The sequence below is a fragment of the Hydrogenophaga sp. UC242_53 genome, from assembly GCF_042696965.1.
Taxonomy (GTDB): domain Bacteria; phylum Pseudomonadota; class Gammaproteobacteria; order Burkholderiales; family Burkholderiaceae_C; genus Hydrogenophaga.
This window is the reverse complement of the sequence record NZ_CP170552.1, coordinates 5062930-5087314: the sequence shown is the minus strand read 5'-3', so window position 1 is coordinate 5087314 and position 24385 is coordinate 5062930. Positions and strand designations below refer to the sequence as shown.

Below are 24385 nucleotides of genomic sequence, written 5' to 3'. Positions count from 1 at the left end.
ATTAAACGCCCTCTCCGCCGAAGTTCAGCTCTTGACCGGGCATCAGCGTCACATAGGCCTTGCGAACGTGGTCGCGACGACCGACGGTCTTGCCAAAGCGCTTGGACTTGCCCTTCTGGTTGAGCACGGAAACGCCCTTGACCTGGACCTTGAACATCAGTTCAACGGCCGCCTTGATCTCGGGCTTGGAGGCATCACGCAACACCTTGAACATCACGGCGTTGGTTTGCTCGGCAACCTGGGTGGCCTTCTCGGACACGATCGGTGCCACGAGGACCTGCATCAGGCGACCTTCGTCGTATTTCGTGACGCTCATGCGAACATCTCCTTGAGCTGGTCGATCGCCGCCTTGGTGACGATGACCTTCTTGTAATGCACCAGCGACAGCGGATCGGCGTAACGCGGCTCGACCACCAGCACGTTGGGCAGGTTGCGCGAAGCCAGGTACAGGTTCTCGTCGACTTCCTCGGCGATCACCAGCACCGATTGCAGGTTCATGGCTTTGAATTTGTCGGCCAGCTGCTTGGTCTTGGGCGAGTCCACTTTCAGGGAATCGACCACGGCCAGACGGCCTTCACGCACGAGCTGCGAGAAGATGGACGCCATGCCGGCGCGGTACATCTTCTTGTTGAGCTTCTGGGTGAAGTTTTCGTCAGGGCTGTTCGGGAAAATGCGACCGCCCCCGCGCCACAGCGGCGAAGACGTCATACCGGCGCGTGCGCGGCCGGTGCCCTTCTGCTTGAACGGCTTCTTGGTCGAGTGCTTGACCATCTGGCGGTCTTTTTGTGCACGCGTACCTTGACGGGCGTTCGCCTGATAAGCCACCACGAGCTGGTGGATCAGGGCTTCGTTGTAGTCGCGACCAAACACGGTCTCGGGCACGTCCACGTTGGACGAGGCTTGACCCTGGTCGTTCAGGAGTTCAACTTGCATCAGTTTGCTCCCTTGCCGGATTTGGCCTTGATGGCGGGACGCACGGTCACGAAACCGCCGTTGGAGCCGGGAACGGCGCCGCGGATCATGAGCAGTTGACGGGTTTCGTCCACGCGCACGATGTCGAGGTTCTGGATGGTCTTGGTCACATCGCCCATGTGCCCGGTCATCTTCTTGCCGGGGAACACGCGACCCGGATCCTGGGCCATGGAGATGGAGCCCGGCACGTTGTGCGAACGGCTGTTGCCGTGCGAGGCGCGCTGCGAGCTGAAGTTGTGGCGCTTGATGGTGCCGGCGAAGCCTTTACCGATCGAGGTGCCTTGCACGTCCACCTTCTGACCCGCCGCGAAGATCGCATTGGGGGCCACCACGGCACCGGGCTGGTACTGGGCAGCGACGTCGGAGGCGACGCGGAATTCCTGGATGATTTCACCCGCTTCGACACCGGCCTTGGCCAGGTGGCCCGCTTCGGGCTTGGTCACGCGGGAGGCACGGCGGGCACCAAAGGTGACCTGCAGCGCGTCGTAGCCGTCATGGGCCAGGGTTTTGACCTGCGTCACACGGTTGTTCGACACATCGACCACCGTGACAGGCACTGCGTCCCCGTCATCGGTGAACAGACGCATCATGCCCACCTTGCGACCCAACAACCCGAGGGAGTTGCTAAGACTCATTGTTTTCTCCGTTCCCGACTTCAATTGGCCGGGGCTGATGGTGCGGAACCGAGGCTCCGCGCTAAGGGCCGATGATTCAGGATCAAACGGCACCACGAAATCTCCGACCAGAAGCCGGAAAGCCCGCCAGTATAACCGGCGGGCTTTTTCTCTGCAAGCACCGCCGGGCGACTGGCCCGACGGTGCTCAAGCGAGAAACTTACTGCAGCTTGATTTCGACGTCCACACCAGCCGGCAGGTCGAGCTTCATCAGGGCGTCGACCGTCTTGTCGGTCGGGTCCACGATGTCCATCAGACGCTGGTGGGTGCGGATTTCGAGCTGGTCGCGGCTGGTCTTGTTGACGTGCGGCGAGCGCAGGATGTCGAAGCGCTTCATGCGGGTCGGCAGGGGCACGGGGCCCTTGACGATCGCGCCGGTGCGCTTGGCGGTGTCAACGATCTCGGCGGCCGAGCTGTCGATCAGCTTGTAGTCGAAGGCCTTGAGGCGGATGCGGATTTTTTGTTTGGTGGACATACCCGCTCCTTACGCGATGATTTTTGCGACGACGCCGGCGCCGACGGTGCGGCCGCCTTCGCGGATGGCAAAGCGCAGGCCTTCTTCCATGGCGATCGGGGCGATCAGCTTGACCGTGATCGACACGTTGTCACCCGGCATCACCATTTCCTTGCCTTCGGGCAGCTCGATCGAGCCGGTCACGTCGGTCGTGCGGAAATAGAACTGCGGACGGTAGTTGTTGAAGAACGGCGTGTGACGGCCACCTTCGTCCTTGGACAGCACGTACACCTCACCCGTGAAGTGCGTGTGCGGCTTGATCGAGCCGGGCTTGCACAGCACCTGGCCGCGCTGCACGTCTTCGCGCTTGGTGCCGCGCAGCAGGATACCCACGTTGTCGCCCGCCTGGCCCTGGTCCAGCAGCTTGCGGAACATCTCCACGCCCGTGCAGGTCGTCTTCTGCGTGGCGGAGATGCCCACGATCTCGATTTCTTCGCCGACCTTGATGATGCCGCGCTCGATACGGCCCGTCACCACGGTGCCGCGGCCCGAGATGGAGAACACGTCTTCCACCGGCATCAGGAAGGCACCGTCCACCGCGCGCTCGGGCGTGGGGATGTAGGTGTCCAGCGCGTCAGCCAGCTTCATGATGGCTTCTTCGCCCAGCTTGCCCTTGTCGCCTTCCAGGGCGAGCTTGGCCGAGCCGTGGATGATGGGGGTGGCGTCGCCCGGGAAGTCGTACTTGTCCAGCAGCTCGCGCACTTCCATCTCGACCAGCTCGAGCAGCTCGGCGTCGTCGACCATGTCGCACTTGTTCAGGAACACGATGATGTAAGGCACGCCCACCTGGCGCGCCAGCAGGATGTGCTCGCGGGTCTGGGGCATCGGGCCGTCAGCGGCCGAGCACACCAGAATGGCGCCGTCCATCTGGGCGGCACCGGTGATCATGTTCTTGACGTAGTCGGCGTGGCCGGGGCAGTCCACGTGGGCGTAGTGGCGGTTGGCCGTCTCGTATTCCACGTGCGCGGTGTTGATCGTGATGCCGCGCGCCTTCTCTTCCGGTGCCGCATCGATCTGGTCGTAGGCCTTGGCCGCGCCGCCGAACTTGGCCGCCAGCACCGTCGTGATCGCCGCCGTCAGCGTCGTCTTGCCATGGTCCACGTGACCAATCGTGCCCACGTTCACGTGCGGCTTGGTCCGCTCAAATTTCTCTTTTGCCATTTTCAATTCCTAAAGAACAAACCCGTGTCACGGTTTAAGGTCTGCACCACACTGCTGGATCGCCCCGCACGGGAACAGGGCGGCGCATGGTCGCAGACCGGCTGATCAATTGGGGACAGCGCGCCCGAAAGCGCCCCACCCCCAAGGTATTTACTTCGCGCGTGCAGCCACGATGGCTTCGGACACGTTGCGCGGCGCTTCGGAGTAATGCTTGAACTCCATCGTGTACGTGGCACGGCCTTGCGACATCGAGCGCAGCGTGGTCGAGTAGCCGAACATTTCGGACAGGGGCACTTCGGCCTTGATGGCCTTGCCGCCGCCCACCATGTCTTCCATGCCCTGCACCATGCCGCGACGGCTGGACAGATCGCCCATCACGTTGCCGGCGTAGTCTTCAGGCGTTTCCACTTCCACGGCCATCATGGGTTCCAGGATGACCGGGCTGGCCTTCTTGCAACCTTCCTTGAAGCCGAAGATGGCGGCCATCTTGAACGCCATTTCGGACGAGTCCACGTCGTGGTACGAACCGAAGTGCAGCGTGACCTTGACGTCCACGACGGGGAAGCCCGCCAGCACACCGGCGTTGAGCGCCTCGATCACGCCCTTTTCCACCGCCGGGATGTACTCGCGCGGCACCACGCCGCCCTTGATGGCGTCCACGAATTCGAAGCCCTTGCCGGCTTCGTTGGGTTCGATCTTGAACACCACGTGGCCGTACTGACCCTTACCGCCCGACTGGCGCACGAACTTGCCTTCGGCTTCGTCCACGCTCTTGCGGATGGTTTCGCGGTAAGCCACCTGGGGCTTGCCGACGTTGGCTTCCACGCCGAACTCGCGCTTCATGCGGTCGACAATGATTTCCAGGTGCAACTCGCCCATGCCAGAGATGATGGTCTGGCCGGACTCTTCGTCGGTCTTGACGCGGAACGAAGGATCTTCGGAAGCCAGGCGTTGCAGCGCAATGCCCATCTTTTCCTGGTCGGCCTTGGTCTTGGGTTCCACGGCCTGCGCAATCACGGGCTCGGGGAAGACCATGCGCTCGAGCATGATGATGGCGTCCGGATCGCACAGGGTCTCACCCGTCGTCACGTCCTTGAGGCCCACGCAGGCAGCGATGTCGCCGGCGCGGATTTCTTCCACTTCCAGGCGGTTGTTCGCGTGCATCTGCACGATACGACCGATGCGCTCCTTCTTGCCCTTGACCGGGTTGTAGACCGAGTCGCCCTTCTTGAGCACGCCGGAGTACACGCGCACGAACGTGAGCTGGCCCACGTACGGGTCGGTCATCAGCTTGAACGCCAGGGCGGACAGCTTCTCGTCGTCGGACGCCTTGCGCGAGGTGGGCTCCTCGTTGTCATCGGTGCCGCCCACGGGAGGAATGTCCACTGGCGAGGGCAGGAAGTCGATCACGGCGTCGAGCATGCGCTGCACGCCCTTATTCTTGAACGCGGTGCCGCACAGCATCGGCTGGATTTCGGTGGCCAGCGTGCGCGCACGGATGCCTTGCTTGATCTCGGCTTCCGTCAGGTTGCCTTCCTCAAGGTACTTGTTCATCAGCTCTTCGCTGGATTCGGCGGCGGCCTCGATCATCTTCTCGCGCCATTCTTCGGCTTGCGCCTGCAGTTCGGCCGGGATGTCCTGGAACTCGAACTTCATGCCTTGGGACGCCTCGTCCCAGATGATCGCCTTCATCTTGATGAGGTCGACCACGCCCTTGAAGTTGTCTTCGGCGCCGATCGGGATCACGATCGGCACAGGGTTGGCCTTCAGGCGCAGACGCATCTGGTCATAGACCTTGAAGAAGTTGGCGCCGGTGCGGTCCATCTTGTTGACGAACGCGAGGCGGGGCACCTTGTACTTGTTGGCCTGACGCCAAACAGTTTCCGACTGCGGCTGCACGCCGCCCACGGCGCAGTACACCATGCAGGCGCCGTCCAGCACGCGCATGGAACGCTCCACCTCGATGGTGAAGTCCACGTGGCCGGGGGTGTCGATGATGTTGAAGCGGTGCTCGGGGTAGGACAGGTCCATGCCCTTCCAGAAGCAGGTGGTGGCAGCCGAGGTGATCGTGATGCCACGCTCCTGCTCCTGCTCCATCCAGTCCATGGTGGCGGCGCCATCGTGAACTTCGCCGATCTTGTGGTTCACACCGGTGTAGAACAGGATGCGTTCGGTGGTGGTGGTCTTGCCGGCATCGATGTGCGCGGAAATACCGATGTTGCGATAACGCTCAAGGGGCGTGGTGCGGGACATGGAAATACTCCGAAAAGGGGACGAGCCCGCTCCCCTGATTCAGGGAATGCGGGCTCTCGGTTCTGGATGCTCTACTGGACGGCAGCCCGGATCAGAAGCGGAAGTGGCTGAAGGCCTTGTTGGCTTCGGCCATGCGGTGCACTTCATCACGCCGCTTCATGGCGCCGCCACGGCCTTCGGTGGCCTCGATCAGCTCGTTCGCCAGGCGCAGGGCCATGGACTTCTCGCTGCGCTTGCGGGCAGCCTCTTTGATCCAGCGCATGGACAGGGCCAGACGACGCACGGGCCGGACTTCGACCGGCACCTGGTAGTTGGCACCGCCCACGCGGCGGGACTTCACTTCCACCATGGGCTTGACGTTGTTGATGGCGACCGAGAAGATTTCGACCGGATCTTTGCCGCTCTTCTTCTCGATCTGCTCCAGCGCACCGTAAATGATGCGCTCGGCGACTGCCTTCTTGCCGCCTTCCATGATCACGTTCATGAACTTGGAGAGCTCGACATTGCCGAACTTGGGATCCGGCAGGATTTCACGTTTAGGGACTTCGCGACGACGTGGCATTTTTTCACCTCATATTGCTTCAGTTGGCACCTTTTCAGGGGCCGCGAGAGTCATGCAAAACTCTCACTTACTCGACCCGCACGGACCATTCCGTGTTGTGGGCCACTGCGCTTGAACCACCTGCCAGGCGGAACAAACACCGGAAATTTCGAACGATCAGGCCTTCTTGGGGCGCTTGGCACCGTACTTGGAGCGCGACTGCTTGCGATCTTTCACGCCTTGCAGATCGAGCGAACCGCGCACGATGTGGTAACGCACACCGGGCAAGTCCTTGACACGACCGCCACGGACCAGCACGACGCTGTGTTCCTGGAGGTTGTGGCCTTCACCGCCGATGTAGGAGATCACCTCAAAACCGTTGGTCAGGCGCACCTTGGCAACCTTGCGCAGAGCGGAGTTGGGCTTCTTGGGGGTCGTGGTGTACACACGGGTGCACACACCGCGACGCTGCGGAGAGTTTTCCATGGCCGGGCTCTTGGATTTGGTCTTTTCGACCTCCCGGCCGTGGCGCACGAGTTGATTGATGGTTGGCATTAAAACGTCCCTAAACGTTTGAAAAAAGCGAAAACGAAAACTCCTCGGAAGATTCCGAAAAGCCCTCTACTGTAGCACGTGGCCGATTTTCTGACAATGCGAGCCCTCGGAAGGGCCGTGGAGCTCGAAGCGTCACTGGATCCAGAGGCGGATCGCGTCCCACGCGCGGCCGAAGATGCCGCTTTCCTCGACCGTCTCGAGCACGGTCAACGGGATTTCAGCCACCGTGGCGCCGCTGGCGGTGGTCACGCGCAGCGTGCCGACGGACTGCCCTTTCATCAGGGGCGCCACCAGCGGATCGGGGCGGACCACCTCGGACTTGAGCTTGGCGCCCTCGCCCGCGGGCACCGACACAACCACGCCTTCGGCCCGGCCCAGGCGGACCTGATCGGCCTTGCCCTTCCAGATGCGGGGCGTCGCCACCGGCTGACCAACGGGGATCAGGCGCACGGCGTCGAACGCGGTGTAGCCCCAGTTGAGCAGTTTCTGGCTTTCGGCGGCGCGGGCGTTTTCGCTGGATGCACCCAGCAGCACGCTGATCAGGCGCCGCTGCCCTTGGGCACCCTCACCCAGGCCTGGCACCTGCCGGCGCGCGGTGGCGACCAGGCAATAGCCGGCCGCGTTGGTGTGCCCGGTTTTCAGGCCGTCCACGCTCGGGTCGCGGAACAGCAGCAGGTTGCGGTTGGTGTCGTTGGCGGCGGGCGTGCCCGGGTAGCGGTAGCGCTGGATGGCGTAGTACGGCACGTACTGGGGGAAGTCGGCCATCAGGCGCGTGGCCAGCGTTGCGCAAGTCGCGCGCGGTGGTGGTATGACCGGCTTCGGTGAGGCCTTCCACGTTGCGGTAGGTGGTGGACGCCATGCCCAGGGCCTTGGCCTGTTCGTTCATGAGCTGCACGAAGCGTTCGACCGACCCGGCCACGCCCTCGGCGAGCGCCACCGTCGCGTCGTTGCCCGACTGCACGATCATGCCCTTGATCAGATCCTCCACCGGCACCTGCATCTTGGGGTCGATGAACATGCGCGATCCGGGCATCTTCCAGGCGCGCTCGCTCACGCCAAAGGTCTGGGTGAGGCTGATCTTGCCGGCCTTGAGCGCGTCAAACACCAGGTAGGCAGTCATGAGCTTGGTCAGCGACGCGGGCTCGACCGCCTGGTCCGGGTCCTTGGAGGCGAGCACTTGGCCGGAGGTCGCGTCCAGCAGCAGGTAGGCGCGCGCGGCCACCTCGGGCGGGGCGGGCATCTGCGCCAGCGCGGGCACCATCACACCGAGGGACAGGCACAACAGAAAACGGGAAAAGAGACGACGCAACAAAATCCGGTCCTTCAAAGGGGAAAACAAGAGAACCCGCGAGCGGTCAGGCCCGCAGGTGACGCAGCACCAGATCCCGCAACAACGGGAGCTGGCCGTGGAAGAAATGGCCGCCACCGGGCACCACCAGCACCGGCAGCGATTGGGGGCGGGCCCAGTCCATGACGGACGACAAGGGCACCGTGTCGTCCTGCTCGCCATGAACGACCAGCGTGCGGGCATGAAGTTCCGCCGCCACCGGCGCCACCTCGAAACGGCTGGCCGCGGTCCCGATCAGCACCAGGTGCTGAATGTCCCGCGAGTCGTGCAGCCGGGCGGCGGCATGGCTGGTCACGAAAGAGCCGAACGAAAAGCCGGCCAGGCACAGCGGGCCGCTTGGCGCCTGCGCCTCGATCACCGCCATCAGATCGTCGAGCTCGCCGCGCCCTTCGTCGTAGACACCCTCGCTCTGGCCGACTCCGCGAAAGTTGAAGCGCACCGCGGTCCAGCCGGCTTGCACGCAGGCCCGCGCCAGGGTCTGGACCACCTTGTTGGTCAGCGTGCCACCGTGCAAGGGATGGGGGTGGGCAATCACGGCGGTGCCTCGCGCCGCTTCCGTGGGGCGGTCGATCGCCAGCTCCAGCTGGCCCGCGGGGCCAACGATCGACAGAAACTCGGTTTGTGCGTTCATCGCGCCTCAGCGCCCCACGTCCGGTGGCGTCAGCAGGCGTTGCACCACCACACCGTCGCGCAGGTGCGATTGCACGATTTCATCGATGTCGTGCTCATCCACGTAGCTGTACCAGACCGCCTCCGGGTACACGACGGCGATCGGGCCGCCGGCACAGCGGTCCAGGCATCCTGCCTTGTTGACGCGCACCTTGCCCGCGCCCGACAGGCCCAGCGCCTTGGCCTGCGACTTGCAGCGATCGAATGCGGCCTGCGCCCGGTGCTGGGCGCACGAGGCTTCGCCGCCTTCTCGCTGATTGAGGCAGAAGAAGATGTGCCGCTCGTAGTAGGACTTGTTTTCGCTCATGGCGGAATTTTAGTGGTCCGCTCCGAGGCCAGCGGTGCACGCGCGACCACGCGCAGGCCGAAGATCAGGGCGGCGAAGGGCCACAGCCAGCCCAGCCACTGCGAAATTCCGTGGAAACGGATGAAGCGCCCCTGCTCCCAGACTTCCAGCGACTGCGCGAAGTAGGGGCTGTCGGGCGCGAGGTTGAGGAGCGTCAGCGACACCGCCAGGGTCAGCAGCATCACCACGTTGCACAACCGGCGCGGGAGCCCCAGCATCGCCAGGCCCAGCAGCACCGCCATGACCAGGCCCATGGTGGCCTGCGGACTGACCCACGCCCAGGCATGGGATGGCCCATAGGTGAGGGCGGCCGACAGGCCCGCCGCGCCCGCCGCGGCCAGAAAGAACATCAGCAGGAAGAAGACCCGGCGCAGCACCGATCGCATTTCGGCAAACCCCATCAGCAAAGGCGACAGCAAGCACAGCGAAATGCAAAAGGCCTCGGCCAGCGGGCTGAGCGGGTCGGGAGCTTCCAGGCGCACGGGCACCCAGGTCAGAAAAGGGGTGTCCTCCAGCAAGAGCACCAGGCCAGCCTCCAGCCGATCCCAGACCTGACCCAGACCAAACGGCACCGACAGCGGGTAGAGCAGCGCAAACGGCCAGAGCGCCAGCAGCACCAGGCTGCCGTGGGCCGAGGGCTCGAACCAGTTGGCGCGAAACTGGCTCCAGTGGCGCAGCACCCCCAGGCGCTCCAAGCCCCAGGCACAGGCGGCGCCGAGGGCCGCGCCAGCGCTGTTGAGCACGAAGTCGACATTGGACGGCACCCGCATCGGCAGGTAATTCTGCAGAGTCTCCACCGCCAGGGACAACAAGGCCGACACCCCGAACGCCAACCACCAGGACCACCGCCCCCAGCCCGATCGCAGCATCGCCAGGCTCAACAAAAAACCCAGGGGGGCATAGCCCAGCAGGTTGGAGGCCACATCAAAACCGGTCCAGTACTGCGGCAGCGGCGCCCACAGGAAGGCCAACGGCGACACGCCCTGCACGCGCCATCCCGTGAAGGGGTACAGGCTGGCGTACACCACCACACCAGCAAACAACAGTGCCAGCGGCCAGGCGGAGGAGCGGGTTTTCAAAGCGTCAGAAGGGCTTGACCACCACCAGCACCACCACGGCCACCAGCAGGATCACAGGCACTTCGTTGAACCAGCGGTACCAGACGTGGCTGCGCCGCTGGGTACCTTTCACGAACCGGCGCAACAGCAGGCCGCAGGCATGGTGATAGCCCAGGATGAGGACGACCGCGGCAAGCTTGGCGTGCATCCAGCCGTTGCCCGCCCCCCGGCCAATGCCGTAGCCCAGCCAGAGCCACAGCCCCAGGGCCAGGGCCGGCACCGCCAGAATGGTGGTGAAACGCATCAGCTTGCGCGCCATCAGAAGCAGGCGCTCACGCTCCGCGACGCTCTCGGGAGGCACCATCGCCAGGTTCACGAAGATGCGCGGCAGGTAGAACAAGCCGGCAAACCAGCTGGCCACGAAAACGATGTGGAAGGACTTGACCCAGAGCATCCGGGCAGTGTAGCCCCGGGGCTTCAGGGAACGGGTCGAGGCGGGCAAATCGCCAGAATTGACAGGGCAAAAAAAACCCGGCCTTTCGGGCCGGGTCAGGAAGCCTTTTTGCTGTCACACACTAAGGCACCCGCTCAGGGAGGAAAAGCGGGGAGCCGACCTTTCGGCAAGCTCGACAGAAATATTACACCAAGAAGGGGCGGAAACCAAGAGGACCTGTCAGTTCTGACATTGTTCTGTTCGATTTTTTGTTGTAGGCGGAACAGGTCACATCATTTTGGCGAGTTCAAACATCACCGCCGTGCCCAGGGCTTCGCGGATGTTACCCCGCCCCACCTTGGCCATGGAGAACTCACCAAAGCCCGACATGTCGAACGAGCTGTCGTCCGGCGAGATCTCGACGAAGGGGAACTCCAACACTTCGCGCAGCAGTTCGCGGCGGAACTGATCGAAGCCTTCGTCCTTGATCCCGGCATCCACGACGATGAGGTTGGGCATGCGGGAGAGGATCGCCTCGCGCGCCTGCCGGAAGTCGACCACGCTGTCCGAACCGATGCCGATCTCGCGCAAGGCGTCGCGCACATCGGCGCGGATCTGCAACGTGGGCGAGATGGTCAGCACATACACGCCGGACAGCGATTTGAACATCGAGGAATGGTCGTCTGAGAGGTCCACGGCCGAGATGCCGTCCACCGCCTGCACCGTGCGGCTGAACAGGGCGGTGAAGTTCACGCCATCGTCGGTGACCTGGCGGTCGATTTCGATGCCGCCGGCCGCGAGCGCGATCTGGCGCACCAGCAGCCAGCTCAGGCTGTCCGCCGACGCGTGGCTCGATGGGGGTGCGCCGTCGTTGGAGACGCGCAACTGCAACCGGGCGTGCCGCGGCCAGGCATTGGTGTCCATGCGAACGTCCATGCGACTGCCGAACGGCAGCCCCCAGTCGAGCACGGCGTTGACGAAGGTGTGGGCCACGGTCGGGTCCACCAGCACCTCGACCGGCTTGAGCTTGCGCCGCATCTCGATGCCCAGCACGGCAAATTCCTTCTTGCGCTCCTGCAGCACGCCTTCCACCAGGTCGGCCATGCCCACCTTTTCATGCGATTGCCGGATGCGCCCGCCATAGAAGCGGTGGATCTGCTGCGCGCTGACGCCGGACTGCTTGATGCGCTCGGCCGGGATGCTCAGCGCCCGGTGCTCCTGCCGGCTGATGGTGCCCTTGCTCAGCAGGAGATCGATGGTGTTCTGCAGTGCACTCACCCCTTCCGTGACCTGATCGGCCAAGCCGGACAACAGGGTCGGCCAATGCTCGTCCAGCGACCACGACTCGGGCTCACTGGCGCTGGGCTTGGTGTTGGCAAAGCTGTGCGAAGAGGGCTTTTTGGTGGTCAACATGGGCGGACTGGTGGTGCGCAGGGTCTCCCGCGGATCAGTAACAAGATGTGTTGACTGAAGAATAGCGGCTGACACGCCGGATGGTGAGCACTCGGAGACCAGTATTTTCTTCTTACCGTGGAGTTCACCACACCTGCGGCGCATTTTCGGGCGCCCAGCCCCCTGTCAACTTTCCCAGTTCAGCCGGGCAAGCCGCGTCGCGGCGGCCTTAACACGGCGAAAAGGGGCGTTTGCCACAATACGCGCATGCACGCCCCCGCCCCCTACCCCCACAGCCGCCCCCGCCGCCTGCGCCGGGATGCCTTTTCCCGCGACCTGGTGCGTGAGCACCGCCTCAGCCCGGCCGACCTGATCTACCCGGTGTTCGTGCTGGACGGCCAGAACAGGCGCGAAGCCGTGACCTCGATGCCGGGCGTGGAGCGCCTGAGCCTGGACCTGCTGCTGCCAGTGGCCGAGGACTGCGTGGCGCTGGGCATCCCGGCCATGGCGCTGTTCCCGGTGATCGACCAGTCGCTCAAGACGCCGGACGGCCAGGAGGCCCTGAATCCGGACGGGCTGGTGCCGCGCGTGGTGCGTGAGCTGAAGAAGCGCTTCCCGCAGCTCGGTGTGATGACCGACGTGGCGCTGGACCCCTACACCAGCCACGGACAGGACGGCGTGCTCGACGAGCACAACTACATCCTGAACGACCCCACGGTGGAGATCCTGGTGAAGCAGGCCCTGACGCAGGCGCAGGCGGGCGTGGACATGGTCGCCCCCAGCGACATGATGGACGGGCGCATCGGCGCCATCCGCACCGCGCTCGAGGCCAACGGCCTGGTGCACACGCGCATCATGGCCTACAGCGCCAAGTACGCCAGCGCCTTCTACGGCCCTTTCCGCGACGCGGTCGGCTCCGCCACCAACCTGGGCAAAGCCGACAAGAAGGTTTACCAGATGGACCCGGGCAACTCCAACGAAGCCCTGCGCGAGGTGGCGCTGGACCTGGCCGAAGGCGCCGACATGGTGATGGTCAAACCCGGCATGCCCTACCTGGACATCGTGCGCCGGGTCAAGGACGAGTTCGGCGTGCCGACCTTCGCCTACCAGGTCAGCGGCGAGTACGCCATGCTCAAGGCCGCCGCCCTCAACGGCTGGCTGGACCACGACGCGGTGATGATGGAAAGCCTGCTGGCCTTCAAGCGCGCGGGCGCCGACGGCGTGCTCACCTACTTCGCGCGCGACGCGGCGCGCCTGCTGCGCGGCTGACACCAGGCACCCACCCCACCATGCGCATCTTCCACGTCCTGCCCGGCTCGGTGAACGAATCCGGCGCCCTGCCCATGGTGTTGCCGGAGAAAGGCTACATCTGGATCGCCTGCGGGCGGCGCGAGTTCGAGCTGGAACAGGGCGCGGTGCAGTCCACCCTGCAGGTGCTGTGCGGCATGACCCTGGTGGACCTGCACATCGCCGACCTGCTGAACAACCAGCTGCCCTCGCACTACGACTACACCTCGCAGTACGACATCCTGGTGTTCCGCCGGCTGGCCGCCGGCCACAGCGAGACCGACCTCGCCCACCCCGGCGAGGTGCTCACCCAGTCCGTCAAACGCGGCGGCCCGCCCGTGCTGCGGCGCATCGACACCAGCCCGGTGGGCTTCGCGGTGTTCGACCGCGTGCTGCTCACGGTGCACCCCGTCGGCTGCCAGGCGCTGGAACAGTACGCCACGCGGCTGCTCTCGGCCGCCACCGCCGCTTCGCGCGCGGCCGGCGTGCACCTGCCGCCCAGCCCGGCCGACCTGATGCTGCGCATCGTCAACCAGATGGTCGACGGCTACCTCGCGCTGCGCCGCGAGCTCACGCGCCAGCTCGACCACTGGCAGACCGAACTGCTGATGCCCAAGGCCCGCTTCAGCAACTGGGGCTCGCTGCTGGACGCGCGCATCTCGCTGCACCAGCTCGACGAGATCTGCGAGGACCAGCGTTCCGCCATCCAGGACTGGAACGAGAACCTCGCCACCTGGGAGCCGACCGACGCGATCGGCGGGCAACGCGGGCTGGAGCTGCTCAAGGTGCGTTCGCGCGATGTGCTCGAGCACATCGAGCGCGTGGTGCACCACGTGCGCCGGCTGGAGCAGAACGCGGAAACCGCGGTGCAGATGCACTTCTCGGCGCAGAGCAACCGCACCAACGACATCATGCGCACGCTCACCGCACTGACCGCCATCTTCCTGCCGCTGAACCTGATCGCGGGCATCTTCGGCATGAACTTCCAGTTCATCCCGCTGCTGCACCAGCAGACCGGCTTCTGGTGGGCCATCGGCTCCATGGCACTGACCGCCGTGGTGCTCGGCGTGCTGTTCTGGCGCAAGCGCTACCTGGTGCGCACAAGCCGCTGAAGCCTCACACGTAAGGCGGCGCCAGGCCCTCATTGGCCAGCACCCGCTGCACCGATGGCCTTGCCAGCATGCGCTGCAGGTACGGGCCCAGGTGCTGACGGTCCCGCGCCGGCGCGCTGGGGAAGTTGCGCGTCCAGCGGCACAGCGTGAACACGTAGGCATCGAGCAGCGTGAACTGCTCGCCCATGAACCATGGACCGCCACGGCGTTCGATTTCGGCATCCAGCTGGTTGAGCAGCGGCCCCACGCGGGCCTGGGCGTTGCGCTGCACTTCCGCGGCGACCTCGGTGTGCCCGGTATCGGCCCAGCGCTCGGGGTAGAAGTAGACGATGAGCGTGGCCTGCAGCGTGTTGGTCAGCCACATGAGCCACTTGTAGGCATGGGCACGGTCGCGCGTGTCCATGGGTGGCATCAACGCGGCCTTCGGGTGAGTGTCGCTCAGGTGCAGGCAGATCGCGGCCGTTTCATACAGCACCAGATCACCGTCGACCAGCACCGGGATCAGGCCGTTCGGGTTGAGCGCGAGGTAGGCCGGCGTCTTGTGCCCACCGTTCTGTTTGTCGACCAGCACGCGCTCGTAGGGCACGCCGATTTCTTCGAGCAGGATGTGCGGCACCATGGCGGCGCTGCTGGGGGCGAAGTGCAGTTGGATCATGGGATTCAAGGGGTGGGTGGGGGCACGCCAAAGAGCTTCGCGCCATTGTCCCAGGCGATGCGCCGCGCCACGTCGGCCGGCAGCCCGCCCAGCCAGGTGCGGTAGCCCTTCATGAGCTCGTCGTAGTACAACCAGCGCTGGTTGATCCAGGTGTCCGAGCCGATCAGGAAACGGTCCGGGTACTTGAGCAGCAGCGCGCGCCATTCGGGACAGAGCTGGCCGTCGGCGCAGGTCAGGCCGGGGCGGTACGACAGCTCGCCCACCAGGCGCGGGTAACGCGCGAAGAGTTCGTCCACCCGCGCCACCGGCGTGCCACCGATGCCGGTGTGGGCCCAGATCAGGAGCGACCTGCGGCCCTTGGAAGGCGTGTTGGCCATCAGCAAGTCGATCGCCGCATCGTCCACGTGCGCGAGGATGGCAAGGTCCTTCTCTTCGGCCAGGGCCATGAGCTGTTTCGCCACCGGGCCATTGGCGTTGGCGCTGTCGTACAGGTGGAATTCGCCCAGGCCGCGGTAGGGCCCGGCGGGCGTGCCGCGCTGGAGTTCGGCGTTGACCATTTCGACGATGGTGGGGTCGCGGAACCAGTTGTTGTAGTCGGCGCGGTCGCGGTACAGGCGCACGAAGGGCACGACCGCGACACCGGCCTTGCGCGTCTGCTCGCGCGCGCTGGCCAGCGCCTTGGTGCCGTCGTTGGGCCGCGAGTTGGCGACGATGGCGCGCACCCCGTTGCGCTGCATGCGGTCGAGCACATCGGCCATGGGGTGCGGGCAGCCCGGGGCCGGTGTGTCGTGCGTGCAGGCTTCGTTGTTGTAGTGCAGGTGCGCGTCGAACAGCGGGCCGCTGTAGTCGGCGGCCGCCACGCCCGCGCAGGCCCCGATCAGCAGCCCCAGCGATGCCGCGGCGCGCCACACGGTGTCAGCCCAGGTGTTGCGCGAAGAAAGCCAGCGTGCGCTCGCGCGCCAGCTTGGCCGCCGCCTCGTTGTACGAGCCGCGCTGGTCGCAGTTGAAGCCGTGGTTGGCGTCGTACACGTGCACCGTCACGCCGGGCTGGGCCTTCTTGAAGGCCTCCACCGTGTCGAGCGGAATCCAGTGGTCCTGCGCGCCGAAATGCACCATCACCGGCACGGTGGGCCGGCGCTCGAGCTCCGCGCCCACCGTCATGCCGCCACCGTAGTACGGCGCGGCGGCGGACAGTCCCTGCAGCGCGCTGGCCGAACGCCAGGTGAGCAGGCCACCCCAGCAGTAGCCGAGGATGCCGACCTTGCCGGCCTGCGCCGCGTGCTGGATCGCGGCCTGGATGTCGGGCATCACGCCCGGCGCCGGCAGGCCTTCCACGGCGGCCTTGAGCTCCATGCCGGCCTTCATGTCGGCCTCGGTGTAGCCGAGTTCCACACCGGGCTTGGCGCGGTGGAAGGTGTGCGGCGCGACCACGAAGTACCCATCGGCCGCGTAGCCGTCGGCCACCGAGCGGATGTGCGAGTTCAAGCCGAAGATTTCCTGCAGCAGCACCAGGCCGCCCTTGGCCTTGCCGCTGGGCTGGGCCACGTAGGCCGGGCATTTGAAGCCGTCGGCGGAGGTGAGTTCGATCGTCTGACCCATGGTGTTTCTCCTGTTGTCGGGTTGAAAAAGTCAGGCGCGCAGCCGGCGCGCCACGAAGTCGAGGCGGTCCTGGCCCCAGAACAGTTCACCGTCGATGACGTAGCTGGGCGCGCCGAACACGCTGAGGTCGATGGCGGCCTGCGTGTGCCCGTCGTAGCGCGCCTGCACCTCGGGCTGCCGGGATTGCGCCAGCCGCGCGGCATCCAGACCGGTCTCGGCCAGCAGGGCCGCCAGCGTGGCGTCGTCGGCGATGTCGCGCTGCTGTGCCCAGACGGCGGCCAGCACCGCGCCGGTCAGGCGCATCGCGGCCTCGTCGCCGTCGTGCTGGGCCACGGCGGTGATCAGCCGCGCGGCGGGGTCGCCCGCCACGGGAAAGAAGCGGGGCTCGGGGTGGAGCGGGATGTCCAGCGCCTCGCTGAAGCGGCGCAGCTCGAGCAGGCGGTAGGCCTGGCGCTGCGGCGCGCGCTTCTGCAGGGGCAGCCCGCCGGACAGCGGGAAGATCTTGCCCAGGTCCATGGGCCGCACGCGCACGGCCGTGCCGGTCTCGCGCAGCAAGGCCGCAAAACGCGCGTGGCCCAGGTAGGCCCAGGGGCTTTGCGGGACGAAGTAATAGTCGACTGTGCGACGCATGTCGGTCTCCTGTCGCTGTTGTAATGGCAAGCTCGGTGGCGAGCCCGTGTTGTACGCGATGCCACCACATTCTGCAGGAGACGGGTTATGGCTGAGATGACAGGCCGGGCGCTGCTGGTCACCGGGGGCGGGCGCGGCATCGGCGCGGCCACCGCCGGGCTGGCCGCGCGGCAGGGCTGGGCGGTGGCGGTGAACTACACCGCGAACTCGCTCTCGGCCGACGAGGTGGTGCGCGCGATCCGCGCCGAGGGCGGCACGGCCATGAGCGTGCAGGCCGATGTGGCGGACGAAGAGCAGGTGCTCGCGATGTTCGCGAAGATCGACGCCAAGCTCGGCCGCCTGCACGGCCTGGTGAACAACGCGGGCGTGGTCGACGTGACGGCCCGCGTGGACGAGATGAGCGTGGCGCGCTGGCGCCGCATGTTCGACATCAACGTGATCGGCTCGATGCTGTGCGCGCGCGAGGCGGTGCGCCGCATGAGCACAAAACACGGCGGCGAAGGCGGGTCCATCGTGAACCTCTCCAGCGCGGCCTCGCGCCTGGGCTCGGCCGGCCAGTACGTGGACTACGCGGCGGCCAAGGGCGCGATCGACGCCTTCACCATCGGCCTGGCGCGGGAAGTCGCCAGCGAGGGCGTGCGCGTCAACGCGGTGCGCCCGGGGCTGATCGAGACCGGGATCCACGCCTCGGGCGGCCTGCCCGACCGGGTGCGTGACCTGAAACACCTGGTGCCCATGCAGCGCGGCGGCCGGGCCGACGAAGTGGCGCAGGCCATCGTCTGGCTGCTGTCCGACGCCGCGAGCTACACCACCATGACCCTGATGGACGTCTCTGGAGGACGCTGACATGACCACGACCACAAACACCCCCGACACCTCGCACATCAAGTACTGGTGGGAAGACCTGCAGGTCGGCGAGACACGCGACCTGGGCACCATCACGCCGACCGAAGAGGAGACGGTGGCCTTCGCGCGCCAGTTCGACCCGCAACCCTTCCACCTCGACGCCGAGGCCGCCAAAGCCTCGGTGTTCGGCGCGCTCAGCGCCAGCGGCTGGCACACCTGCGCCATGGCGATGCGGCTGATGGTGACCAACTTCCTCAACGAAAGCTCCAGCCTGGGCTCGCCCGGCCTGGAGAGCGTGAAGTGGCTCAAGCCGGTGTTCCCGGGCGACACGCTGCGGTTGCAGCACACGATCCTGGAAAAACGCCCCATGAGCAAGCGCCTGGACGTGGGCCTGGTGCGCACCACCTGGGAGATGTTCAACCAGCACGGCGACAAGGTGCTCTACATGGAGGGCTACGGCATGTTCCGGCGACGCGAGCCTGGCCAGCCGGCCGCCTGATCAGGCGGCCATGCCCCACAATCCTGGGCATGGATTTCAAGCCACTCATCACCCTGCTGGCGATCGTCAACCCGCTGGCGATCGTGCCCTTCTTCATCCACTACACGCAGGGCTTCTCGCGCCAGCAGCGGCAGCGCACGGTGATGATCTCGGCCTTCAGCGCCTTCGCGGTGATCGCCACCTGCGCCGTCATCGGCCTGCAGATCCTGGAGTTCTTCAGCATCTCGCTCGCGAGCTTCCAGGTCGGCGGCGGCATGCTGCTGCTGACCTCGGCACTGTCCATGCTCAACGCGCGGCCGGCGGAGGCCAAGGCCACCGACCAGGAACTGAGCGACACCTCGGCGCGCACCTCCATCGCGGTGGTGCCGCTGACCATCCCGCTGCTCACCGGGCCGGCCACCATGTCCACCGTGGTGATCTACGCCGACCAGGCCAAGACCTTCTTCCAGCACGCCGCGCTGGTGGGTTACGGCGTGGTGATCGCCCTGGCCACGGCCATCTGCTTCACCTTGGCCGAGCCGATCGCGCGCTTCCTGGGCCAGACCGGCATCAACGTGATGACGCGGCTGATGGGCCTGATCCTGGCCGCGCTGTCGGTCGAGGTGATGGCGACCGGCCTGGTGAAGCTGTTCCCAGCGTTACTGGGCTGAGGGGTAGAGGTTCAGCGTCTGCGCCTGCAGGCGCGAGAGGCCCAGCAGCGCGTCGGTGAACGGCGTGGGCACGCCGGTGAGCTGGCCGAGTTCGCGCACCACGGTCACCAGGGCGTCGAGTTCCACCGGCTTGTGCGCCTGCACGTCCTGCAGCATCGAGGTCTTGAACGCGCCGAGCTTGAGCGTGACCGCGTGGCGGTCTTCGGGCTGCTGGTCGATCGGGATGCCGATGCGCGCCCCGATGTCCTTGGCCTCGAGCATGACGCGGCTGATGAAGTCGCGCACCAGTGGGTCACCCAGGATGCGGTCGGTGGTGGCGCCGGTGAGTGCGCTCACGGGGTTCACCGTCATGTTGCCCCAGAGCTTGTACCAGACGTCTTTCTGGATCTGCGGCGACACCGTGGCGTTGAGCCCGGCGCGCCGCAGCAGCTCGGCCAGGGCCGCCACCCGCTCGCTGGACTCGCCCGAAGGCTCGCCAAGAATGAGGCCGTTGCCGAAGTGGTGGCGGATCACGCCGGGCGCGTCCACCGAGCAGCTCGCGTGCACCACGCCGCCGATGACGTGGCGCGCCGGGATGCAACGCTCGATCTCCCCCTCGGGGTCCACCGTTTTCAGGCGCGTGCCGGCACGCTCGCCGCCAAAGCCGTTGAAGAACCACCAGGGCACGCCGTTCATGGCGGTGAGCACCACGGTGTGGCGGCCGATCAGCGGCGCGATGCCGCGCGCGAGGTCGGGCAGCGAAGGGGCCTTCACGGCCACGATCACGAGGTCCTGCACGCCCAGGGTCACGGCGCTGGCGGCGGCCTGCACCGGCGCGCCCTGCAGCTGGCCGTCCTGGTGCAGCTGCAGGCCATCGCGCTGCAGGGCCGCGAGCGTCTCGCCGCGCGCGAGCGCGCTCACGATGCAACCGGTGTGCGAGAGCCGCACGCCGAGCCAGCCGCCGATGGCGCCCGCGCCGACGATCGCCACGCGCTGAAAGTCAGGGGAAGAGGTCAAGGGCTCACTCCAGGTAGCTGCGGTCCAGGCGGTTCACCTGCCGGACCAGCGCGTCGAACACGTCACGGCCGGCGCCGTGGTGGGGGTTGAACTGCAGCGCGTCGCGCGTGCATTTTTCCGCAATGGCCTCGGGCACCGGCAGGGCCGCCTGCGCGCCGCCCATCGAGAACGTGCGCCATCTGGATTTCGCAGGCGCGCTGCAGCGTCCAGAGGATGGCGAAGGTCTGCGGCAGGGTGGCGCCCCAGGCCAGCAGGCCGTGGTTGCGCAGGATCACGGCCGGGCGGTCACCAATGCTTTTGAGCAGGCGCGGCGCTTCGTCCGCGTGGATGGTGATGCCTTCGAAGGTGTGGTACGCCACCATGCCGTGCAGCTGCGCGGTGTAGAAGTTGGTCTGCTGCAGGCCGTCCTTCAGGCAGGCGACGGCCACGCCGGCGGTGGTGTGGGTGTGCATCACGCAGTGCGCACCGGGCAGGCCGTCGTGGATGGCGGCATGCACCGTGAAACCGGCCGGGTTGACCGGGTGCGGCGAACCGTCGAGCACGTCGCCCTGCAGGTTGATCTTCACCAGGTTGCGCGCCGTGACCTCGCTGTAGTGCAGGCCGAAGGGGTTGATCAAGAACTGCTTTCCACAGGCCCCCACGCTCCCCGCTTCGCGTGGTTCGCTGCCCCCCGAGGGGGCTGCCCCGCCTTGGGGCGGCCCGGCGGCGGGTCGGCCTTCTTCCTCCCCCGTCACGCTGGCGGGTAGGCGCAGCGTGATGTGGTTGTAGATCATCTCGGTCCAGCCCAGCATGGCGAAGACGCGGTAGCAGGCGGCGAGCTCGACGCGCGCGGCCCATTCGTCCGGGTGCATGCCGGCGGGCGTGGCGGTGGTGGTGGGCAGGGCGGCGTTCATGGGGGTGGTCTCCTAGTACACACTGCCCTTGGCCTGGGCAGGCACGGCGGGCGCATCGGTCTTGAAGCGCGCGGCCAGGGCGCTGGTCTGGCGCGCGAGGATCTGGGTGTCCAGCCCCACGGCCACGAACACCGCGCCCAAGGCGAGGTAGTGGCGCGCCTGGGCCTCGTCGGTGGTCAGGATGCCGGGCGCCTTGCCGGCGCGCAGGATGCGCGCGATAGCGTCCTCGATCGCGACCTGCACCTCGGGGTGGCCCGGGTCGCCCACGTGGCCGAGCGAGGCGGAAAGGTCGGCCGGACCGATGAAGACGCCGTCCACGCCGGGCGTGGCCGCGATGGCATCAAGCTGCTGCAGGGCCTCGCGCGTCTCCGCCTGCACCAGCAGGCAGACCTGGGCGTTGGCCTCTTTCGCGTAGTTCGGGTAACGGCCCCAGCGCGAGGCCCGGGCGCCGGCCATGCCGCGAACGCCGCCCTGGCCGTCGTTCTGCGGGTAGCGGCAGGCGCGCACCAGTTGGGCCGCCTGCTCGGGCGTGTCCACCATGGGCACCAGCAGGGTCTGCAGGCCGACGTCGAGGTACTGCTTGATGATCGCCGCATCGCCCACGGGCACGCGCGCGATGGCGTGCGCGCCCGGGTAGGCGGCGATGGCCTGGGCCTGCGACAGCAGGTCCTGCAGGCCGTTGGGCGAGTGCTCGCCGTCGATCAGCAGCCAGTCGAAGCCGGCACCGGCGCAGATTTCCGCGCTGTAGGGGTTGCGCAGGCCGAGCCAGAAGCCGATTTGCGCGCGGCGCTCGGCGAGCGCCTGTTTGAAGGGGTTGACGGGGGTTTGCATGGGGTGGGGAGAGAAACTCAGACGAACTGGAACCGAAGACTGCCGAGCGGGCCGTAGTCGGCCTCGAACAGGTCGCCCTGGCGGGCGGCAACCGGCCGGGTGAACGAACCGGCCAGCACGATCTGGCCAGGCTGAAGCGATTCGCCCCAGGGCGCGAGCTTGTGCGCCAGCCAGGCGATGCCGACCGCCGGGTGGCCTTGCACCCCGGCGGCCAAGCCGGTTTCTTCCACCACGCCGTTCTGCCGCAGGATGGCGCCGCACCAGGGCAGGTCGAGGGTGAACGGGTCGGCGCGGTAACGCAGATCGCCCTCGCCGATCACGATGCCGGCGTTGGCCGCGTTGTCGCTGATGGTGTCGAACACCTTGCGCATCACCTTGGTGTGGCGGTCGAACTGCTCGATGCGCGCATCGATGATCTCGATGGCGGGCGTCACGTACTCGGTGGCCGCGAGCACGTCTTCCACCGTCACGTCCTTGCCCTGCAGAGGCGACTTGAGCACGAAGGCGAGCTCCACCTCCACGCGCGGCGCGATGAAGCGCGACGTCGGGATCTGCAGCACCTCGCCCGCCGAGGCGGTGAAGCGCATGCTGTCGAGCAGGGTGCCGTAGTCGGGCTCGTCGATCTGGCTGGAGATCTGCATGGCGCGGCTGGTGAGGCCGATCTTGTGGCCGATCACCTGCTTGCCGGCGGCCACCTGCAGGCCCACCCAGGCACGGCCGACGCGGTAGCCGTCGTCGACCGTCATGCCGGGAAAGCGTTTGGAGAAGTGCTCCAGCGGCACGCGGCTGCGTTCCGAAGCGTCGAGCTCGGCCGCGAGCCGCTGGATGAGGGTGTCGTCGAGCATGGGGTCAGCTCCGGTTGAACAGCGGGTGCAGGGAACTGGTCTTGGCGTCGAACACCTCGTGGCCCTCGTCCACTTGCACGGTGATGCCGATGGCGCGCGTGGCGAGCTGCACGGCGAAGTGCGCCTTCACCACGGCCTGCAGCGCCTCGCCCACGCGCTGGTGGGTGACGGCGCTGCGGCCCTGGGCCATGCGCACGTTCATGTAGACGAAGGCGTAGTCGCCCCCCAGGCCGGCGGCGATGCCGGCCGCGCCGCCGTCCGAGATGGCGCTGTGCGCCGCCGGGTAGGCCAGCACGCGCGTGCCACCGGTGGGGAAGACCTGCTTGTCGGCCTCGTCGCGCACCGCGAGCATGGCGTCGCACAGCTCGCGGCAGAGCGCGCCCATGTCGGTACCGCCTTCTCTGGCGGGCTTGTCGAGGTTGGGGGTGTAGAGGATGACGAGGTGCGGCATGGGTGGCGTTCTCAGAGTCGGGAGACGGCCTGGTATCCCTTGGCCGACGAGGCCTGTGCGGCGGGGATGGCCGCGCCGGTCTGCGGCGTGACGGGGAAGACGGCGTTGATCTGGCCGGTGCCGGAGGCGCCGAAGTACGGGGTGATGACCTCGGCCTGGCCGTCGTAGTCGCTCCAGCCGAGGGCGCCGAGCATCATGGCGGTGTCGTGCATGAAGCCTTCGCCGTGGCCCTTGGCGGCGTACTCGGGCAGCATTTCGCAGAAGGCTTTCCACTCGCCCTGCTCCCACATCTCGACGACGCGGCGGTCGAGCGTTTCGAGGAAGGGGGTCCAGATCTTGAAGGCGAAGTCGGGCGCAAGGCCGTTCTGCGCGAAGCGGTGGCTGAGGGAGCCGCTGGCGAAGAAGGCGACGGTGCCGTCGTAGTGGTCTTCGACGGCCTTGCGCATGGCCCAGCCGAGGCGCGCGCTGTCGTTGAGGTAGTGCGACTGGCACAGCGCCGAGACCGAGACGGCCTTGAAGTGCTGGTCGGCGTTCATGTAGCGCATGGGCACGAGGGTGCCGTATTCGGGGCCGAGGGTGGTGGCGTCGTGGGCCAGGGTTTCGACGCCGTGCTGGTTGCACACCTTGGCGAGCAGCTGGCCGAGTTCGGGGTTGCCCGGGATCTCGAACGGCATGTTGCTGATGAAGTGGGGCAGCTCGTTGCTGGTGTAGGTGCCCTGGAAGTGGGGCGCGCAGTTGAGGTGGTAGCTGGCGTTGACGAGCCAGTGGGTGTCGAAGACGACGATGGTGTCGACACCGAGTTCGCGGCAGCGGCGGCTGATTTCCACGTGGCCGTCGATGGCGTCCTGCCTCGTGCCCTTTCTCGGGCCGTCGAGTTCGCTCAGGTACATCGACGGGACGTGGGTGATCTTTGCGACGAGTGCTAGTTTGCCCATGATCGGTCCTCTGGCTTTTTGTAGATGCTCCGTGGGTTTGCCAGTGGGGGTGGCCGCCTCCGCTCATGTCCTCCGGTCTGGGCTGCGCCCAGCCCTCCCCCTTTACTTCGCTGCGGCGGCCACCCCCACTGGCAAACCCACTGCGGACCGCGCGCTCGACGGAGCTTGTGTGCCAGCGCCGTTTCGGATCGGGCGGGCAGGGCGTTCTGCGCAGCGGGGTAAAGGAGGAGACGGCACCAG

Annotated in this window: 27 protein-coding genes and 2 pseudogenes; 5 read left to right on the top strand and 24 right to left on the bottom strand. The window is 66.4% G+C overall.

Features of this window, described 5'->3' with window-relative positions:
- Position 1 precedes the first annotated feature (1 nt).
- The 14 genes and pseudogenes from rplW to ACFJI0_RS25500 all read right to left on the bottom strand — a co-directional run bounded on the left by rplW (position 2) and on the right by ACFJI0_RS25500 (position 11937).
- Positions 2-316: a 50S ribosomal protein L23 gene (rplW, locus tag ACFJI0_RS25565; RefSeq protein WP_068174618.1), complete on the bottom strand. Its 315-nt coding sequence runs from the start codon at positions 314-316 to the stop codon at positions 2-4.
- A complete protein-coding gene (rplD, locus tag ACFJI0_RS25560) occupies positions 313-933 on the bottom strand; it encodes a 50S ribosomal protein L4 (RefSeq protein ID WP_291114572.1) in 621 nt (206 codons plus the stop codon). The genes rplW and rplD overlap by 4 nt, the downstream gene beginning before the upstream one ends.
- Entirely contained in the window at positions 933-1607 is a 675-nt protein-coding gene (rplC, locus tag ACFJI0_RS25555) for a 50S ribosomal protein L3 (RefSeq protein ID WP_137918338.1), read from the bottom strand. Before rplC ends, rplD begins: the two co-directional genes overlap by 1 nt.
- A 199-nt stretch (positions 1608-1806) precedes the next feature.
- The gene (gene rpsJ / locus ACFJI0_RS25550; RefSeq protein ID WP_056266806.1) at positions 1807-2121 is read right to left on the bottom strand and encodes a 30S ribosomal protein S10; all 315 of its coding nucleotides are present in this window, start codon (positions 2119-2121) and stop codon (positions 1807-1809) included.
- Positions 2122-2130: 9 nt separating this feature from the next.
- Entirely contained in the window at positions 2131-3321 is a 1191-nt protein-coding gene (gene tuf, locus ACFJI0_RS25545; protein ID WP_382162668.1) for an elongation factor Tu, read from the bottom strand.
- A gap of 150 nt (positions 3322-3471) precedes the next feature.
- Positions 3472-5574 (bottom strand): elongation factor G, encoded by a 2103-nt coding sequence (gene fusA / locus ACFJI0_RS25540; protein WP_291116159.1) that lies wholly within the window; start codon positions 5572-5574, stop codon positions 3472-3474.
- Between the two features lie 91 nt (positions 5575-5665).
- Positions 5666-6136 carry a 30S ribosomal protein S7 gene (gene rpsG, locus ACFJI0_RS25535; RefSeq protein ID WP_137918320.1) on the bottom strand — a complete coding sequence of 157 codons (471 nt, stop codon included), beginning with the start codon at positions 6134-6136 and terminating at the stop codon, positions 5666-5668.
- A gap of 156 nt (positions 6137-6292) precedes the next feature.
- Positions 6293-6670: a 30S ribosomal protein S12 gene (gene rpsL, locus ACFJI0_RS25530; RefSeq protein WP_068169701.1), complete on the bottom strand. Its 378-nt coding sequence runs from the start codon at positions 6668-6670 to the stop codon at positions 6293-6295.
- 132 nt (positions 6671-6802) lie between these two features.
- Positions 6803-7931, bottom strand: a pseudogene (locus tag ACFJI0_RS25525) (D-alanyl-D-alanine carboxypeptidase family protein).
- Positions 7932-8025: 94 nt separating this feature from the next.
- A complete protein-coding gene (locus ACFJI0_RS25520; protein WP_382322839.1) occupies positions 8026-8649 on the bottom strand; it encodes an alpha/beta hydrolase in 624 nt (207 codons plus the stop codon).
- A gap of 6 nt (positions 8650-8655) precedes the next feature.
- A complete protein-coding gene (locus ACFJI0_RS25515; protein ID WP_382163155.1) occupies positions 8656-8994 on the bottom strand; it encodes a ferredoxin in 339 nt (112 codons plus the stop codon).
- A complete protein-coding gene (locus tag ACFJI0_RS25510; RefSeq protein WP_382322838.1) occupies positions 8991-10112 on the bottom strand; it encodes a VanZ family protein in 1122 nt (373 codons plus the stop codon). The genes ACFJI0_RS25515 and ACFJI0_RS25510 overlap by 4 nt, the downstream gene beginning before the upstream one ends.
- Before the next feature lie 4 nt (positions 10113-10116).
- A complete protein-coding gene (locus ACFJI0_RS25505; RefSeq protein ID WP_382325839.1) occupies positions 10117-10545 on the bottom strand; it encodes a CopD family protein in 429 nt (142 codons plus the stop codon).
- A gap of 267 nt (positions 10546-10812) precedes the next feature.
- On the bottom strand, positions 10813-11937 hold the full coding sequence (locus tag ACFJI0_RS25500) for a hypothetical protein (RefSeq protein WP_382322837.1): 1125 nt from the start codon (positions 11935-11937) through the stop codon (positions 10813-10815).
- A gap of 246 nt (positions 11938-12183) precedes the next feature.
- Here ACFJI0_RS25500 and hemB point away from each other — a divergent pair, with 246 nt between their 5' ends.
- Together hemB and ACFJI0_RS25490 are read left to right on the top strand one after the other, a co-directional pair.
- Positions 12184-13185: a porphobilinogen synthase gene (hemB, locus tag ACFJI0_RS25495; protein WP_382322836.1), complete on the top strand. Its 1002-nt coding sequence runs from the start codon at positions 12184-12186 to the stop codon at positions 13183-13185.
- Between the two features lie 20 nt (positions 13186-13205).
- Positions 13206-14315, top strand: a complete 1110-nt coding sequence (locus ACFJI0_RS25490; protein ID WP_382322835.1) for a magnesium transporter CorA family protein — start codon at positions 13206-13208, stop codon at positions 14313-14315.
- A gap of 4 nt (positions 14316-14319) precedes the next feature.
- Here ACFJI0_RS25490 and ACFJI0_RS25485 read toward each other — a convergent pair whose 3' ends face one another.
- Genes ACFJI0_RS25485 through ACFJI0_RS25470 form a run of 4 tightly spaced genes read right to left on the bottom strand, consistent with a single transcriptional unit; the run spans position 14320 to position 17199 of the window.
- Entirely contained in the window at positions 14320-14970 is a 651-nt protein-coding gene (locus ACFJI0_RS25485) for a glutathione S-transferase family protein (RefSeq protein WP_382322834.1), read from the bottom strand.
- Positions 14971-14975: 5 nt separating this feature from the next.
- Positions 14976-15881 carry an amidohydrolase gene (locus ACFJI0_RS25480; protein WP_382322833.1) on the bottom strand — a complete coding sequence of 302 codons (906 nt, stop codon included), beginning with the start codon at positions 15879-15881 and terminating at the stop codon, positions 14976-14978.
- A gap of 4 nt (positions 15882-15885) precedes the next feature.
- Positions 15886-16569: a dienelactone hydrolase family protein gene (locus tag ACFJI0_RS25475; protein WP_382322832.1), complete on the bottom strand. Its 684-nt coding sequence runs from the start codon at positions 16567-16569 to the stop codon at positions 15886-15888.
- A gap of 30 nt (positions 16570-16599) precedes the next feature.
- Positions 16600-17199: a 2-hydroxychromene-2-carboxylate isomerase gene (locus tag ACFJI0_RS25470; RefSeq protein ID WP_382322831.1), complete on the bottom strand. Its 600-nt coding sequence runs from the start codon at positions 17197-17199 to the stop codon at positions 16600-16602.
- 96 nt (positions 17200-17295) lie between these two features.
- Here ACFJI0_RS25470 and ACFJI0_RS25465 point away from each other — a divergent pair, with 96 nt between their 5' ends.
- Genes ACFJI0_RS25465 through ACFJI0_RS25455 form a run of 3 tightly spaced genes read left to right on the top strand, consistent with a single transcriptional unit; the run spans position 17296 to position 19194 of the window.
- Positions 17296-18045, top strand: a complete 750-nt coding sequence (locus ACFJI0_RS25465) for an SDR family oxidoreductase (protein ID WP_382325837.1) — start codon at positions 17296-17298, stop codon at positions 18043-18045.
- 1 nt (position 18046) lies between these two features.
- Complete coding sequence (locus tag ACFJI0_RS25460; protein ID WP_382322830.1) at positions 18047-18544, top strand: MaoC family dehydratase; 498 nt, start codon at positions 18047-18049, stop codon at positions 18542-18544.
- A 29-nt stretch (positions 18545-18573) separates the two neighbouring features.
- The gene (locus ACFJI0_RS25455) at positions 18574-19194 is read left to right on the top strand and encodes a MarC family protein (protein ID WP_382163174.1); all 621 of its coding nucleotides are present in this window, start codon (positions 18574-18576) and stop codon (positions 19192-19194) included.
- On the opposite strand, the gene ACFJI0_RS25450 is transcribed toward ACFJI0_RS25455, so the two are convergent.
- From ACFJI0_RS25450 to hpaD, 6 genes and pseudogenes are all read right to left on the bottom strand, one after another.
- Entirely contained in the window at positions 19183-20190 is a 1008-nt protein-coding gene (locus ACFJI0_RS25450; protein WP_382322828.1) for a 2-dehydropantoate 2-reductase, read from the bottom strand. The genes ACFJI0_RS25455 and ACFJI0_RS25450 overlap by 12 nt on opposite strands.
- Positions 20191-20194: 4 nt before the next feature.
- Positions 20195-21083 (bottom strand): annotated as a pseudogene (locus ACFJI0_RS25445) (class II aldolase/adducin family protein).
- A gap of 12 nt (positions 21084-21095) precedes the next feature.
- The gene (locus ACFJI0_RS25440) at positions 21096-21914 is read right to left on the bottom strand and encodes an aldolase/citrate lyase family protein (protein ID WP_382322826.1); all 819 of its coding nucleotides are present in this window, start codon (positions 21912-21914) and stop codon (positions 21096-21098) included.
- Positions 21915-21931: 17 nt separating this feature from the next.
- Positions 21932-22759, bottom strand: coding sequence for a 2-oxo-hept-4-ene-1,7-dioate hydratase (gene hpaH / locus ACFJI0_RS25435; protein WP_382163182.1), 828 nt, complete (start codon positions 22757-22759; stop codon positions 21932-21934).
- 4 nt (positions 22760-22763) lie between these two features.
- Positions 22764-23210, bottom strand: a complete 447-nt coding sequence (locus ACFJI0_RS25430) for a 5-carboxymethyl-2-hydroxymuconate isomerase (RefSeq protein WP_382322825.1) — start codon at positions 23208-23210, stop codon at positions 22764-22766.
- Positions 23211-23221: 11 nt separating this feature from the next.
- Positions 23222-24145 carry a 3,4-dihydroxyphenylacetate 2,3-dioxygenase gene (gene hpaD / locus ACFJI0_RS25425; RefSeq protein WP_382322824.1) on the bottom strand — a complete coding sequence of 308 codons (924 nt, stop codon included), beginning with the start codon at positions 24143-24145 and terminating at the stop codon, positions 23222-23224.
- Positions 24146-24385 lie beyond the last annotated feature (240 nt).